Source organism: Marinomonas sp. TW1 (assembly GCF_001625355.1).
In the GTDB taxonomy this organism is placed as follows: domain Bacteria; phylum Pseudomonadota; class Gammaproteobacteria; order Pseudomonadales; family Marinomonadaceae; genus Marinomonas.
Genome location: NZ_JSEE01000020.1, coordinates 1 through 14,206 on the forward strand (window position 1 = coordinate 1; position 14,206 = coordinate 14,206).

General features: G+C 44.5%; 14 protein-coding genes. 8 read left to right on the forward strand and 6 right to left on the reverse strand.

Annotated elements, in window-relative coordinates; genetic code table 11:
• The coding region (locus tag OA79_RS18135; protein WP_156486281.1) for an IS3 family transposase at nucleotides 1-87 on the forward strand (87 nt) is incomplete at its 5' end.
• Between the two features lie 100 nt (nucleotides 88-187).
• On the opposite strand, the gene OA79_RS16275 is transcribed toward OA79_RS18135, so the two are convergent.
• Nucleotides 188-2,989, reverse strand: a complete 2,802-nt coding sequence (locus OA79_RS16275) for a bifunctional aconitate hydratase 2/2-methylisocitrate dehydratase (RefSeq protein ID WP_082825510.1) — start codon at nucleotides 2,987-2,989, stop codon at nucleotides 188-190.
• A 199-nt stretch (nucleotides 2,990-3,188) separates the two neighbouring features.
• Nucleotides 3,189-4,919, reverse strand: coding sequence for a formylglycine-generating enzyme family protein (locus OA79_RS16280; RefSeq protein WP_063334274.1), 1,731 nt, complete (start codon nucleotides 4,917-4,919; stop codon nucleotides 3,189-3,191).
• A gap of 88 nt (nucleotides 4,920-5,007) precedes the next feature.
• On the opposite strand from OA79_RS16280, the gene OA79_RS16285 reads away from it, so the two are divergent.
• Nucleotides 5,008-5,619 (forward strand): tRNA-(ms[2]io[6]A)-hydroxylase, encoded by a 612-nt coding sequence (locus OA79_RS16285; protein ID WP_063334275.1) that lies wholly within the window; start codon nucleotides 5,008-5,010, stop codon nucleotides 5,617-5,619.
• A 93-nt stretch (nucleotides 5,620-5,712) separates the two neighbouring features.
• On the forward strand, nucleotides 5,713-6,024 hold the full coding sequence (locus tag OA79_RS16290; RefSeq protein ID WP_063334276.1) for a hypothetical protein: 312 nt from the start codon (nucleotides 5,713-5,715) through the stop codon (nucleotides 6,022-6,024).
• A gap of 57 nt (nucleotides 6,025-6,081) precedes the next feature.
• Here OA79_RS16290 and OA79_RS16295 read toward each other — a convergent pair whose 3' ends face one another.
• From OA79_RS16295 to queC, 4 genes are all read right to left on the reverse strand, one after another.
• Nucleotides 6,082-6,861, reverse strand: a complete 780-nt coding sequence (locus OA79_RS16295; protein WP_063334277.1) for a UDP-2,3-diacylglucosamine diphosphatase — start codon at nucleotides 6,859-6,861, stop codon at nucleotides 6,082-6,084.
• The gene (locus tag OA79_RS16300) at nucleotides 6,861-7,364 is read right to left on the reverse strand and encodes a peptidylprolyl isomerase (protein ID WP_063334278.1); all 504 of its coding nucleotides are present in this window, start codon (nucleotides 7,362-7,364) and stop codon (nucleotides 6,861-6,863) included. Before OA79_RS16300 ends, OA79_RS16295 begins: the two co-directional genes overlap by 1 nt.
• A 39-nt stretch (nucleotides 7,365-7,403) precedes the next feature.
• Nucleotides 7,404-8,054 carry a 7-carboxy-7-deazaguanine synthase gene (queE, locus tag OA79_RS16305; RefSeq protein WP_063334279.1) on the reverse strand — a complete coding sequence of 217 codons (651 nt, stop codon included), beginning with the start codon at nucleotides 8,052-8,054 and terminating at the stop codon, nucleotides 7,404-7,406.
• 95 nt (nucleotides 8,055-8,149) lie between these two features.
• Nucleotides 8,150-8,812, reverse strand: coding sequence for a 7-cyano-7-deazaguanine synthase QueC (queC, locus tag OA79_RS16310; protein WP_063334280.1), 663 nt, complete (start codon nucleotides 8,810-8,812; stop codon nucleotides 8,150-8,152).
• A 183-nt stretch (nucleotides 8,813-8,995) separates the two neighbouring features.
• Here queC and OA79_RS16315 point away from each other — a divergent pair, with 183 nt between their 5' ends.
• The 5 genes from OA79_RS16315 (at nucleotide 8,996) to cysS (ending at nucleotide 14,191) form a co-directional block, all read left to right on the forward strand.
• Nucleotides 8,996-9,952, forward strand: coding sequence for a bifunctional helix-turn-helix transcriptional regulator/GNAT family N-acetyltransferase (locus tag OA79_RS16315; RefSeq protein WP_063334281.1), 957 nt, complete (start codon nucleotides 8,996-8,998; stop codon nucleotides 9,950-9,952).
• Nucleotides 9,949-10,680 carry an AzlC family ABC transporter permease gene (locus OA79_RS16320; RefSeq protein ID WP_063334282.1) on the forward strand — a complete coding sequence of 244 codons (732 nt, stop codon included), beginning with the start codon at nucleotides 9,949-9,951 and terminating at the stop codon, nucleotides 10,678-10,680. Before OA79_RS16315 ends, OA79_RS16320 begins: the two co-directional genes overlap by 4 nt.
• A complete protein-coding gene (locus OA79_RS16325; RefSeq protein ID WP_063334283.1) occupies nucleotides 10,677-11,000 on the forward strand; it encodes an AzlD domain-containing protein in 324 nt (107 codons plus the stop codon). The genes OA79_RS16320 and OA79_RS16325 overlap by 4 nt, the downstream gene beginning before the upstream one ends.
• A gap of 129 nt (nucleotides 11,001-11,129) precedes the next feature.
• A complete protein-coding gene (locus OA79_RS16330; RefSeq protein WP_063334284.1) occupies nucleotides 11,130-12,803 on the forward strand; it encodes a glutamine--tRNA ligase/YqeY domain fusion protein in 1,674 nt (557 codons plus the stop codon).
• 5 nt (nucleotides 12,804-12,808) lie between these two features.
• The gene (gene cysS / locus OA79_RS16335) at nucleotides 12,809-14,191 is read left to right on the forward strand and encodes a cysteine--tRNA ligase (RefSeq protein WP_063334337.1); all 1,383 of its coding nucleotides are present in this window, start codon (nucleotides 12,809-12,811) and stop codon (nucleotides 14,189-14,191) included.
• Nucleotides 14,192-14,206: the final 15 nt, after the last annotated feature.

Consider the following 14,206-nt stretch of genomic DNA (forward strand, 5'->3'; position numbering starts at 1 on the left):
GAATACATCGAGTATTACAACAACGATCGAATTAAGCAGAAACTAAAAGGCCTGAGTCCGATAGCGTATCGGAATCAGGCCTTGTAAAGCCGCTTAGAACAGAGTCCAACTTTATGGGGTCAGTTCATACTGGTGAACAGTATCGGCTTTTTGATTTGTTCATATTGAACAAATGTTGAAGATTGACCTAGTTGCTGCTAACAGCAATTAATTCCGCAGGAGCGGTGGTCATCTCTTCTAATGGTGGCGCAAAATCCGTCAGATTGATTCCGTCCACGGCAGATAGGTACTCATCCATTGATGGGAAGCGACCCAACACAGTTGACAGTACTACCAATGGAGTAGAGCCTAGTAGGGATTCACCTTTTTTCTCGTTAGAGTCAGCGACAACACGACCTTGGAACAAGCGAGTAGAAGTGGCAATAACGGTATCGCCTGGTTCTGCTTTCTCTTGGTTACCCATACACAAGTTACATCCAGGGCGCTCTAGGTACAAAATGTTTTCATACTTAGTACGGGCAACGGATTTGGGTTTGCTATCATCAAACTCAAAGCCAGCATATTTTTTAAGAATATCCCAATCGCCTTCTGCTTTTAACTCATCAACGATGTTGTAGGTAGGTGGAGCAACGACAAGCGGCGCTTTAAACGAGACACTGCCTTGCTTCGCTTCAATGTTACGAAGCATTTGAGCGATGATTTGCATGTCACCTTTATGAACCATACACGAACCAACGAAGCCTAAGTCGACAGACTTGTCTTTGTAGAAAGACACAGGACGAATAACGTCGTGTGTATAGCGTTTAGACACATCATCGTTGTTTACATCTGGGTCAGCGATCATTGGCTCAGAGATTTCGTCTAGGTCCACTACTACTTCTGCAAAGTATTTTGCATTGTTGTCAGGGGCTAGGGCAGGTTGCTCGCCAGACTTGATGCCTGCGATACGTTTGTCAGCCAAAGCAATCAAACCGTGTAACGTTTTGGCTTCGTTTTCCATGCCTTTGTTGATCATGATCTGAATGCGGCTCTTAGCCAACTCTAGAGATTCGATCAAGGTATCATCAGTGGAAATACAGATAGACGCTTTCGCTTTCATCTCTGCTGTCCAGTCTGTGAAGGTGAAGGCTTGGTCAGCGAGTAGCGTACCAATGTGTACTTCGATGATACGACCTTGGAATACGTTTTCGCCGCTAAATTGCTTAAGCATTTGTGCTTGAGTGGCGTGTACTACATCACGGAAGTCCATGTGACTCTTCATGTGACCTTTGAAGGTCACTTTTACGGAGTCAGGAATTGGCATGGCAGCTTCACCCGTTGCTAGTGCAAGAGCAACCGTACCAGAGTCAGCACCGAACGCCACACCTTTAGACATACGGGTGTGAGAGTCACCGCCGATGATGATGGCACGATCATCTACAGTGATGTCATTCAATACTTTATGGATTACGTCGGTCATTGGTGGGTAAACACCTTTAGGGTCACGTGCTGTGATCAAACCGAAGTTGCTCATGAAGCTCATTAGCTTAGGAATGTTTGCTTGCGCTTTACTGTCCCAAACCGATGCGGTGTGACAACCAGATTGGTAAGCACCGTCCACGATAGGAGAGATAACAGACGCCGCCATAGATTCCAGCTCTTGGGCTGTCATTGGGCCTGTTGTGTCCTGAGAACCAACAATGTTGACTTTAACGCGAACGTCAGAGCCGGCATGTAGTGGCGTTTCTGAGTTAACACCAACAGCGTTATTGTTGAAGATTTTCTCAACCGCGGTTAAGCCTTGGCCTTCAACGGAAATTTCTTTAGAAGGTGCATAAACCTGTGGCGCTTCAATGCCTAGGGTTTCAGCTGCAAACGTTTGTAGTTTCTTGCCGAAGACAACAGCGTAAGAGCCGCCAGCACGCATAAATTCAACTTTTTGAGGGCTGAAAGAATCCGAGATGTCTACTAGCTCTTTGTCGCCGTTGTACAACTTCTTCTTCTTCGTATCGATCGTAAGAACGGTACCAGTTGCAACAGAGTAAGCTTCTTCTAAAATCGGGTCGCCATTGGCATCAACAACAGTCTTGCCATTCTCGTCTACTTTCTTAACCCAGTTTTTAAGATCGATACCGATACCACCGGTCACACCAACGGTTGTTAAGAAAATGGGAGATATGCCATTGGTGCCGGCAACAACAGGAGCAAAGTTAACGAATGGGACATAAGGACTAGCTTGTTCACCGGCCCATAGCGCGACGTTGTTAACGCCAGACATACGAGAAGAACCAACGCCCATGGTGCCTTTTTCGGCGATTAACATAACTTTAGCATTCGGATGCTTCTCTTTTAGGGCAACAATTTCTTGTTGGCCTTCTGGAGAGATCATGCATTTACCGTGTAATTCACGATCGGCACGAGAGTGAGCTTGGTTGCCCGGAGACAATAGATCGGTAGAGATATCGCCTTCACCTGCAATGTAGGTGACGACTTCGATTTTCTCTTCGATTTCAGGCAATTTAGTAAAGAATTCAGCTTTCGCGTAACTTTCTAAGATCTCTTTAGCGATGCTGTTGCCAGCTTTATAAGCCGTTTCTAGTCGTTCCATGTCTGCTTCGTACAAGAAAACTTGAGTCTTTAATACTTCAGCAGATGCCGTCGCTATTTCAGCATCATCGGCAAGAGCAAGGTCGATCAGTACTTCAACAGATGGTCCGCCTTTCATGTGTGAAAGGAATTCAAATGCTTGTTCTACAGAGATTTCTGCAACAGACTCTTCACCTAGAATGATTTCTTTTAGGAATTTGGCTTTCACAACAGCGGCGCTGGTGGTGCCTGGTAAGGTATTGTAAATAAAGAAGTTGAGAGAGTCTTCTCGGTGTTCGTTTTTAGTATCTTTGATTTGAGCGATGATTTCAGATAATAATTCACCGCCGTCGATTGGTTTTGGGTGTAACCCTTCACCCTTACGGTCTTCAATTTCTTGCAAGTATTCTTGATACAGGCTCATATAACACCTCTGGACTTTAATTCGCGAAAATATTACGTATTTATAAATGGCCCGCTGCCAGACCATGAAGTAAAACAACTCTATACGTTTAACCCTACTTATATTATAGGAAAAACCCTGAGAAGAGTGCGGCGGGGCCATAACAATTTCGAATAGGTGACATTTAGTGGAATTATTCTGATTTAGCAAACATTGGTTTTTAGAGGGTTCGAATCACTCTCACCACCCGAAATCCCCAGTTGCTGGCCTTTAAATCTGGTTGTGCGCGATAGCGTGTTGCGCTTCTACCAACTCTTGGAATGTCGAACCATGAGCCGCCACGTAAGACGCGATTATCACATTGATTGTCTAACCAGACTTGATTACTCGTAGGTGCGCCTTCATAAGAATCGTGGTAACAGTCTTCGATCCATTCAGCGACATTGCCATGCATGTCAAACAAGCCCAGAGGGTTGCTTGCTTGGCTACCTACTGGGCCAGTGGAAACGGCATCCCATTGACTGCCACAGCTATCGCAAACACTATAACCCGGTTTCACCTCATTGCCGTACCAGAAGGCTGTATTGGAATCGGCACGAGCTGAATACTCCCACTCGATTTCAGTAGGCAGTCGATACTCTTGTCCCGTTTGTTCGGACAGCCATGCTGTATAGGCTTTTGCATCGTACCAGCTGACATTAATCACGGGTCTTGTGCCTCGCCCCCAGCCATTATCAAGGGGTTGAGTGCGGCCTGTGGATTGAGCAAATTTATCATATTGATCGAAGGTGACTTCGTATTTGCTAATGTAAAAACCGTTAGGGATATCCACTTCGTGGACTGGTTTTTCATTATCATCACCAAAACGGTTTTGATCGCCCATTAAAAAAGTTGCCGGTGGGATTTTTTCCACTTTAGGGGCGGTGCCACCAGTTGCCAGTGGTTCTTCGAGTACTTTCGGTAGTTTTTCAAAAGGAGTTTGTTGTTTTACTACTTTAACCGGAAGCGCTTGGATTTGGTTTGCTTCTTCGTTTGTTTCAGGCCAAAAAATCAACGCTAATAATAGGCTGGCAAGAGCGGAGCTACTTATCGCAATCAGTTTTTTATTGACCTTTTTGGCCTGACGTCGGATGAAGGTGTTGAAGGCTGATTCACCTTGATCGTCTGGTTTGTAGAGGTTTGCACGAATCAAACGGATGACTTCGGTGAGATTTTTAGGCCTAGTTTGTTCACTATCGCGAGTCCATTTGAGTAGCTTTCGCCAAGTGTTATCACTTAGGTAGGGGTGAGATTCCGGCAGGTCGGATGGGAGGTTTTTATCCAGAGTGGACTCTCCCAACAATGCCGCCATTAAGAGGCGCATAAAGCCGTAGCGATCCGCCGCAGACGATTTCTTTTGGTCTTGTTTATGGTATTCCGGTGGCATGAAGCGAGCATCCATGTCTTTATCATCGATTTGCTGCATCCAATTGTGCGCACCAAACCCCGTCATAATGCCAATGCCATTGACGACTTGAACAGACGACAGGTCAAGATGACCATGAAACAAGTTATTGTTGTGAGCTTGATCTAATGCTTTTGCGATGCCATCTAAAAGACCAATTACCACATTGAGCGGTGCGCCATCTGGGTACTTGCCTAGAAAACTGTAAAGATTTTCACCGCCACAGACAGCTGAGCAAGAAAATACCCACAAATTTGAATAAAAAGGAGGGTAGTTTGGCGTAATCGCCGGATGCTTGATGCTGGTGTATTTGCGAGCATTTTGTAAGAAGTCTTCTACCTTGCCTTTGTCCGATTGATAAAAGCGCAGAACAAATGGACGGCCACCCTGATCTGCCACCCAAGTGGTTTTTTGGTTGTCCATAGGGTAGTTCAAAATGTAAGGGTCTAGCTCAACGCCAACATGTTGGCCGATTTTTAATTTTGTAGGTTGATAAAATTCATTCATTACGAAATTGATTTCCAAATCAAGACGTTGCTGCCTAAATGGCGAATACCTAGTATAATCTCGTTTTTTAACATAAAAAGGTAGACTAATGTTATCCGCGTACCCTGAGCTTGTCGCGTTTCTTCCATGCCAATCCCCTGAAGCTTGGGTGAACTGGGCCTTAGAGAACCAAAGCTTACTTTTAAATGATCACGCTCACTGTGAGAAAAAAGCGGCTTCAACGGCCATGAGCTTAATGTATCGCTATGTGGATCGCGATAACCTTTTGCACAAAATGTCTCGATTGGCGCGTGAAGAGCTATTGCATTTTGAACAGGTTCATAAATTGATGCGAAGTCGCGATGTGGCCTATGAACATCTTACCGCCTCTCGTTACGCTGATGGTTTACGTAAGCATATTCGTACTCACGAGCCAGCTCGTTTGGTTGATACGTTAATCATAGGCGCCTTCGTGGAAGCCCGCTCTTGTGAGCGTTTCGCGGCGCTGGCTCCTCACCTAGATGAAGAGTTGTCTAAATTCTATGTTTCTTTGTTGAAATCTGAAGCACGTCATTTTGAAGATTACCTTGCCTTGGCTGAAGAATACGCGAATGAATCCATTGATGAGCGAGTCGCATTTTTCCGCGAATTGGAGCATAAATTGATTATCGAACCCGACGTTGAGTTTCGTGTGCACAGTGGTCCGCCGAGCGCGGCATAAGTTACAAATAAGCACAAAGCCATTTCGGTTCTTAACATTGGTAAGGAAGTGAGCTGCTAAACTCATAAAGTCATCTCATTAGGAGAACGGCTTATGAGCTCGCAAAAAAGTGAAACCTTACCTGACGTAACCTATTGGTTAGCGCTGGAAATCGCGAAAGTCGATCCGGTTGTTAATCTGGATGTAATGTACCGGGGCTCAATGGAGTTGGATTATTTATATCAAGTGTTAACCAGTAAGGCACAGCATTATTGGTGGCAAGAGCATGGTGTTAAGTTGTCGCCAGTGATGGTAAATAACGCCTTCTTCAGAGCGATTGCCATGTTACATCATCGCCATCTAGAGTTTGATCGTTCGCGTCAAACCGAAGAGACGGCTTGGGTAAAAGAGTTGTTAGGACGGTGAATCAAAATAGATGCAATTTAAAAAACCAGTAAGCACACTTACTGGTTTTTTTGTGACCTAATGAAATAGGTTTTTTTGATGAACCGTTTGCAGAGCCTCTAGACCTTGTTTTAAAAAGGCTTCAACACTTGCATTGGACTGTTTAAATTGACCTTGCTCAAGCTCTGCAAACCAGACGTGCTTGTCCCAATCACCAAGTACGCAGCGCACATATTGACCATTATGATGAATGTCTGGTCGGTGTGTGTGGCCATGAATAATGGCCGTGCACTTATGCTGTTGCAATGAATCAATCACAGCTTGTTCCGTGACATCCATAATGCTCATGGTTTTTTCTGTCGCCATGGCTTGGCTGTCATTGCGCAATTGTGCCGCCAAAGCAATACGCTGCTCAATCGGTAAGCTTAGAATTTGTTCTTGCCAAGCGGTTGAGCGAACGGTGCGACGAAAGGCTTGATATTCCGTGTCGGCTAAACAGTATTCATCCCCGTGAGCTAGGAGCAGATTGCCTTCTTCGAGGGTGAGTTCACTTTGCTCATCAAGCAGCGTTGCGCCAATTCGTGTTAACCAGGCCTGGCCAATTAAAAAATCGCGATTGCCGTGTAGAAAGTAAATCTGCCAACCCGCTTGAGATAACTTAGCTAAGGCAAGTTCAATAGGGTGATTCCATTCTGGTTGGTAGTCATCGCCAATCCAAGCCTCATAAAAATCCCCCAGAAGGTATAACTCAGAAGGTGTTCTCTGTGTTTTAAGTTCATCCATCATTTGAACAAACGCCCGGATAAGGTCCGGGCGTTTGTCACTCAGATGTAAATCTGAAATAAAGAATCGAGTCATTAGCCTTCGCTTTTTACCAGCTCAGCGGACTCAATGATTACATCGTCAGTTGGCACGTCTTGGTGGCCAGCTTTAACGGTTGTGCTCACTTCTTTAATTTTGTTTACCACGTCCATGCCAGCCGCTACTTTACCAAAAACAGCGTAACCCCAGCCATCAGGTGTTTTGCTGCGGTGATTTAGGAAGCTGTTATCCGCAACATTGATAAAGAACTGAGCGGAAGCAGAATGTGGGTCCATTGTACGAGCCATTGCCAGTGTGCCGACTTCGTTCGTCAGGCCATTGTCGGCTTCGTTTTCAATCGGAGCACGAGTTTCTTTCTGAGTCATGCCAGGCTCAAAACCACCGCCCTGTACCATGAAGCCATTAATAACACGGTGGAAAATGACACCGTCATAAAAACCTGAAGTTACGTACTCTTCAAAGTTTTTTGCTGTCTTAGGCGCTTTTTCGTAATCAAGTTCAATCTGAATGTCGCCGTGGTTGGTGTGTAAAATAATCATGTTTCATTCCTTATTTTATATCAGTCTAAAATTGGACAGCTAATCAATGTTGAGCATTTTATGTGTTTGTAGGCTTAGACGCCACCTTGGATGTGCTAAACAATAATTTAAAGTGGCTGCTTGTGTATCTTGTAACGGAATTTGATCCTTTGTTAAGTGACTTTGATCCATGGGTTGAAGGTAAAAATGATCAAAAGCCAGAGTTTCAAATTGACTTGGCGGTAAGTGGTGTTGCGGATACACCAGTTTCAACTCATTGCCGCTAGTCACCACAAGAGGCTTGTTGGTTTTAGGGCTAACACAAACCCAATCAATTCCTTGGGGTAAAGGCAAAGTACCATTGGTTTCAATGGCGATCGTATAGCCCGCTAACTTCATTGTGCTAATTAATGTTTCGTCTAATTGAAGCGCGGGTTCACCGCCAGTAAAGACCACGTATTTGTATGCTTGTTGGGCGGGCCATAATAAGTCGAGGTGTTTGAGTAACAATTCGGCAGAACGAAATTTACCACCATTTTGGCCATCGGTGCCGATGAAGTCGGTATCACAAAATTGGCAATCGGATTTGGCGCGTGTTTTTTCTAGGCCTGACCATAGATTACAGCCCGTAAAACGGCAGAATAATGCTGGACGTCCGGCATGTGCGCCTTCTCCTTGCAAGGAGTAAAAGGCTTCTTTTATAGAGTACATGTGTTTACCTTGTGCACCTCGAAAAACAGTCGAGGTAGGGTTATCACCTAATGACTTGGACGTTTGTGGAACAAAAGCCAAGTGTTAGAGCAAGTTTAGCTTAATTCGTATTCTAGTGGGTCGGTTTGACCTTGTTCAGTAAAGGCTTCTAAGCGTTCATGACAAGCACCGCATTTACCGCAAGATTTTTCGCGACCATTATAACAAGTCCAAGTGTTGCCGTAGTTCAATCCCATGTCTAAACCGGCTTTCAAAATCTCACCTTTAGATGATTGTAAGAAAGGCGTAACAATGTCGACTGCCTGATAATTGGCGATTTTCGCCACGGCATTCATCGCGTCGACAAACTCGGGTCGGCAATCTGGGTAAATGTGGTGGTCGCCGGAATGGGCACCGTAATATACCTTACCTGCCTCCAAAGATACGGCATAAGCAATGGCCATAGACAGCAGCACCATGTTGCGATTTGGTACCACAGTGGACTTCATGCTGTCACTTTCGTAATGGCCTTCAGGGATGTCTTCGCCACTGGTAAGTGATGAGTTGGCCATTAAGCTATTAATGGCGGTGATGTCCACGATTTTGTGTGGGATGGCTAGGCTTTGACAAACCTGAGCCGCGACCTCGAGTTCTTTATTATGCTTTTGGCCATAGTTAAAGGATATAGCATAGACCTCTAGACCTTGTTTTATGGCAGTGTTTAGCACAGTAAATGAGTCCATTCCGCCTGAATATACCACGACGGCTTTTTCTGACATTTCGCATCTCCAGTGTGAGTAAATTGGTGGCGGAGTATAGCAGAGGTTGCTGGCTTCAAACGAGTGCTTATGAGGCTTTCAATAAATCTTTCGTATGAAATATATGTAACCGGTTACGTAAAATAAAAAAGATTGTTATGATCTTGTTTTGTAGAGACTGTTTTGGTTTTTGGGGAAGTGGATATGGAGCAGTTTGGTGTACTGACATTGGGCAGTCGATTAAAGCGTTTAAGTGATTACCTATTTGCGCAAGTGCAAGAGATCTATGGTTATTGTGAGATTCCTATTTCATCGACTTATTTTCCCATATTGCGTTTATTGCAAGTGGAAGGGGCGTTGTCTGTCACTGAGATGGCGGATCGCCTTCATTTAAGTCATCCTGCGGTAAGCAAACAGATCAGTAAAATGCTGGCTGAATCTTTATTGGAAAAGATTCAGGATCAGCATGATCAACGTCGAACTATGTTGACCTTGTCACCAGTCGGGAAACAAGCGATGCATAAAGTCGAACCTATCTTGTTAGAGATGCAGCAGGTATTAGAGCGCATGTTGTCCTTTTCAAGCGACGATTTTATGACCGCGTTAGTGACATTGGAACAGCAGGTATTGAGCGACAGTGTAGCGAAGAAGGTATTGGATCGATTGTCCGATATCAAATTGGTGGAATTGCAATCTAAAAGGCATCAGTTAGCTTTCTGTGATTTAAATATGCGTTGGCTACAGCGCTATTTTCCAGAGCAAATCAATCAGCATGATCTTGCTTTATTACAATCGCCTATGCAGTGGATGGCTGAACATAACGGACGAATATGGTTGGCTGTGTGTGAGCGAGAGGGAGAAGAGTCTGTGTTAGGTTGTCTTGCTTTCAGACCACATTCAGGCAATGTTGGTGAGATTTTAAAACTTGCCGTTGCTGATCATTGTCAGGGCATGGGTATTGCTCAGCGCTTGCTAAGTCACTGTCTGCAAACCGCTCATGCACAAGGCATTAAGGTCCTGTGTTTGGAAACGGCCAGTTGCTTGTTGGCGGCCAAGTCGTTGTATGAAAAAAATGGCTTTGTGGTAAAGCCTGTTCCCTTTACCTCTTTATACGAAAGAGCGGATTTATATATGGAAAAAACACTGGGAGAGAACCGTTGAACACATTCGCATCCATCAAGACAGGTATTGTCGCGTCCATTCCTATGATTGTTGGCGGTATACCTTTTGGGATTTTATTTGGTTCCTTGGCGTCAAGTTATGGTTTAAGTCCTTGGTTCGCCATTGCCATGTCTGCCATTGTGTTTGCTGGCTCTGCGCAGTTTGTCGCATTAGGGTTAATTGCGCTTAATGCGCCGATATGGGTGATTGTTTCTACTACTTTTATCGTCAACTTGCGCCACCTTTTGTATGCCGCCGACATGGTGAAATACGTTAAACATTTGCCTTTTTCGACTCGGCTAATAATGGGTTTTGGATTAATTGATGAAACGTACGCGGCCGTAAGACCGCTTTATACGACAGGTGCCTTAAATGATAAAACAGGGCACAAGGCGTATCTTGGGTCGTTTATAGCCTTCTATGTTATGTGGAATATCACTACGGTATTGGGCGTATTGTCTGGTGAATTAATCCCTGGTATGAGTGAGTGGGGGCTAGAGTTTGCTATGGTGGCAACCTTTATCGGGATCATTACGCCTTACTTAAAAAATCAGCCTTTTTGGCTGTGTCTTTTCAGTGCAGGGGCATCTTCTATTTTATTAGTGGATTTGCCCAATAATTTAGGTCTATTGAGCTCAGCGGTCATAGGGGTGTTGGTTGGCTTTTTCGCCGAGCAGAAGAAAAAACGTCACGAGAATGTGACTCAGTTTGAGGGAGTAGACTCATGAGCGTTTTGCAATCTGTCATGATTATTTTGGGCATGTTTGTTGTGACTTTTGGTGTTCGCTTTGTGCTACTAGCTCGCGCACATAAGGTGACCATGCCGAGTTATGTCGAACAGGGGTTAAAATATGTGCCTGTGGCTGTGCTGACGGCCATTATTACTCCCATGGTATTAATGCCGAGTGGGGAAATGGATGTGTCGTTTGACAACCCTTGGTTACTTGGGGCTTTGGCGGCATTTTTAGTGGGTATTTTTCGACAGCAACAGTTGTTGACCATCGTTACTGGGGTTTTGGTGTTTTTTGTCGCTCGATATGCTTTGTGAGCGCAGAAATCAGCATGACACAAAAAGAAATTTGCTGAGCCATCTCCCATACAAACTTAAATACTATATACTTGCACGTTGAAAAATTTTTCTCAGTTAGACGAATATTTATCGGGACTTACATCAAACATGTCAGAAACGTCAAAACCAGGTAATTTTATTACCCAAATCATTGATAAAGATAATGAAACAGGCAAGCACGGCGGCAAAGTGCTGACTCGTTTTCCACCTGAACCAAATGGCTACCTTCACATAGGGCATGCAAAGTCCATTTGCTTGAATTTTGGTTTGGCCCAGCGTTACCAAGGTCAGTGTAACTTGCGTTTTGACGATACGAACCCTGAAAAGGAAAGTGTTGAGTATATTGAGTCTATAAAGCGTGATGTCGAATGGCTTGGTTATGAGTGGCAGGGCGAGCCTAAGTTTGCCTCTAATTATTTTGGTCAGCTTTACGATTTTGCTGTACAGCTAATCAAAGCCGGTAAAGCATATGTTTGCGAGTTAAATGCTGAGCAAATGCGTGAATATCGCGGTACGTTGAAAGCGCCGGGCAAAAACAGTCCATATCGTGACCGTTCTGTTGAAGAGAATTTGGCGATTTTTGACGACATGAAAAACGGCAAATACGCTGATGGAGAAGTGGTACTGCGCGCGAAGATTGATATGGCGAGCCCCAATATCAATTTACGTGACCCTATTATTTATCGCGTTCGCCATGTTCATCACCATCAAACCGGTGATCAATGGTGTGTCTATCCAATGTATGACTTTACCCATTGTTTGTCAGATGCGATTGAAGGCGTTACTCACTCTGTTTGTACTTTGGAGTTTCAGGATCACCGCCCACTGTATGATTGGGTATTGGAAACCTTGGGTACCGTTCATCCGCAGCAAATAGAATTTGCGCGTTTAAACCTGAATTACACGGTGACCAGCAAGCGTAAACTAAAACAACTGGTAGATGAACAGCATGTTTCTGGTTGGGATGATCCTCGTATGCCGACTATTTCGGGCTTACGTCGTCGTGGTTACACTTCCTTGTCTATCCGAAATTTTTGTGAACGCATTGGCGTGACCAAATCGGACAGTGTGGTGGATGTTGGTATGCTGGAGCATGCGATCCGTGAAGATCTTGATGCAAACGCTAATCGTGCAATGGCGGTTCTTAATCCTATCAAGGTGGTATTAACTAATTACCCTGAAGACAAAGAAGAGATCTTCACGGTGAGTAATCACCCAAAAAATGAAGAGGCAGGTCAGCGCCAAGTGCCATTTAGTCGTGAGCTGTATATTGATGCCGCTGACTTTGCTGAAGTGCCACCTCGCAAGTGGAAACGACTCACATTGGAAGGCGCTGTTCGTCTTCGTGGTGGTTACGTGATTACTTGTGATGAAGCGATTAAAAACGAAGCTGGCGAGGTGGTTGAGCTACGTTGTCGTTATGATGAAAATACGCTCGGCGTGAATCCAGAGGGCTATAAACCGAAAGGGGTTATTCATTGGGTGAGTGCGAAGCATGCTGTTGATGCGAGTGTGAATCTTTATGATCGTTTGTTTGATAACGAAGCGCCAGATGCAAATTACGAAGATAAGACTTTCTTAGACTTTATCAACCCAGAATCTCTCACTGTATTAAGCGGTGCGAAAGTAGAACCTTCTTTGTTAGAGTCAGAGAAAGGGCAGGGTTTCCAGTTTGAACGTGAAGGTTATTTCTGCCGTGATTTAAAAGAAGACGGTTTGGTGTTCAATCGCACGGTGACCTTGCGTGATTCGTGGGCGAAAATTGAAGCAAAAGGAAAATAATGGCGATGTTGAAGATTTACAACACCCTAAGTGGGAAGAAAGAAATTTTCAAACCAATTGAAGAAGGCAAAGTGGGAATGTACGTGTGTGGTAACACAGTATATGACTTTTGCCATATTGGTCATGCTCGTGCCATGATTTCTTTTGATGTGATTTCACGTTTCATTCGTCATCTCGGTTACGAATTGAATTATGTCCGAAATATCACGGATGTAGATGACAAGATCATTAAGCGTGCAGAAGAGAATAACGAAAGCACCCAGGCTCTAACAGAGCGTATGATTGCCGCTCAGCGTGAAGACGAATTACGTTTAGGTAATAAAATGCCTGATCGTGAGCCGAAAGCGACAGAGTTCATGCAAGAAATCATTGATATGGTGCAAATCCTAATTGATAAAGGGTTTGCGTATCAAGGTTCGTCTGGTGATGTGTATTATCGCGCTACTGCCTTTAAAGAGTATGGCAAGCTTAATAATCGCAAGCTGGAAGACATGCTGGCGGGTGCTCGCATTGATGTGGAAACGGCGAAAGAGCATCCTGCTGATTTTGTTTTGTGGAAACAGGCAAAAGTCGGTGAGGTGGCTTGGCAGTCGCCTTGGGGGTTAGGTCGCCCAGGTTGGCACATTGAGTGTTCAGCGATGTCAACTAATTGCCTAGGCAGTCATTTTGATATTCATGGCGGTGGCCCTGACCTTAAGTTTCCGCATCATGAAAACGAAATTGCGCAGTCTGAAGCGGCGACGGGCAAAGAGTATGTGAATTATTGGATGCACTGTGGCGCCGTTCGCGTTAATAATGAAAAAATGTCTAAATCATTGGGCAATTTTTTCACAGTGCGCGACGTATTGGAAAAGTACAATGCTGAAGTGATTCGTTACTTGATGGTGTCTAGTCAATATCGCAGCCCGATTGATTATTCAGACCAAAGCTTGAATGAAGCGAAGGTTGGCTTGGAGCGTTTGTATACGGCTTTGCGTCAACAATCTGTTGCTGAGTCTTACCAAGCGACAGCGTACACACAGCGTTTCGAAGAGGCCATGAGTGATGATTTCAATACGCCTGTTGCTGTGTCTGTGTTGTTTGAGTTGGTCCGTGAGTTAAATAAAGCGAAAACAGATGCACCAGCTAAAGCGGAAACCTTAGCAGCGGAGCTAAAAGATTTGGCGGCGTTGCTGGGTCTTCTTAATCAAGAGCCAGAGTTCTTTTTGCAGAACAGTACGCTAAGTGATGGTTTAGATGAGAAAGCAATTCAAGTATTAATTGATGAGCGAACTCAAGCGCGTAAGGATAAAAACTTTGCTCGCAGTGATGAAATTCGTGATGAGTTGGCGGCTCAAGGAATTGAGCTTTTAGACAGTCGCGAAGGTACTACCTGGACAAGAAACTGATTCATTGTCTGTGAT

Excerpts from the sequence above, each read along its gene's own strand:
- OA79_RS16275 (WP_082825510.1), bottom strand. The coding sequence starts at position 2,989 with ATGAGCCTGTATCAAGAATACTTGCAAGAAATTGAAGACCGTAAGGGT.
- OA79_RS16280 (WP_063334274.1), bottom strand. The coding sequence starts at position 4,919 with ATGAATGAATTTTATCAACCTACAAAATTAAAAATCGGCCAACATGTT.
- OA79_RS16285 (WP_063334275.1), top strand. The coding sequence starts at position 5,008 with ATGTTATCCGCGTACCCTGAGCTTGTCGCGTTTCTTCCATGCCAATCC.
- OA79_RS16290 (WP_063334276.1), top strand. The coding sequence starts at position 5,713 with ATGAGCTCGCAAAAAAGTGAAACCTTACCTGACGTAACCTATTGGTTA.
- OA79_RS16295 (WP_063334277.1), bottom strand. The coding sequence starts at position 6,861 with ATGACTCGATTCTTTATTTCAGATTTACATCTGAGTGACAAACGCCCG.
- OA79_RS16300 (WP_063334278.1), bottom strand. The coding sequence starts at position 7,364 with ATGATTATTTTACACACCAACCACGGCGACATTCAGATTGAACTTGAT.
- queE (WP_063334279.1), bottom strand. The coding sequence starts at position 8,054 with ATGTACTCTATAAAAGAAGCCTTTTACTCCTTGCAAGGAGAAGGCGCA.
- queC (WP_063334280.1), bottom strand. The coding sequence starts at position 8,812 with ATGTCAGAAAAAGCCGTCGTGGTATATTCAGGCGGAATGGACTCATTT.
- OA79_RS16315 (WP_063334281.1), top strand. The coding sequence starts at position 8,996 with ATGGAGCAGTTTGGTGTACTGACATTGGGCAGTCGATTAAAGCGTTTA.
- OA79_RS16325 (WP_063334283.1), top strand. The coding sequence starts at position 10,677 with ATGAGCGTTTTGCAATCTGTCATGATTATTTTGGGCATGTTTGTTGTG.
- OA79_RS16330 (WP_063334284.1), top strand. The coding sequence starts at position 11,130 with ATGTCAGAAACGTCAAAACCAGGTAATTTTATTACCCAAATCATTGAT.
- cysS (WP_063334337.1), top strand. The coding sequence starts at position 12,809 with ATGTTGAAGATTTACAACACCCTAAGTGGGAAGAAAGAAATTTTCAAA.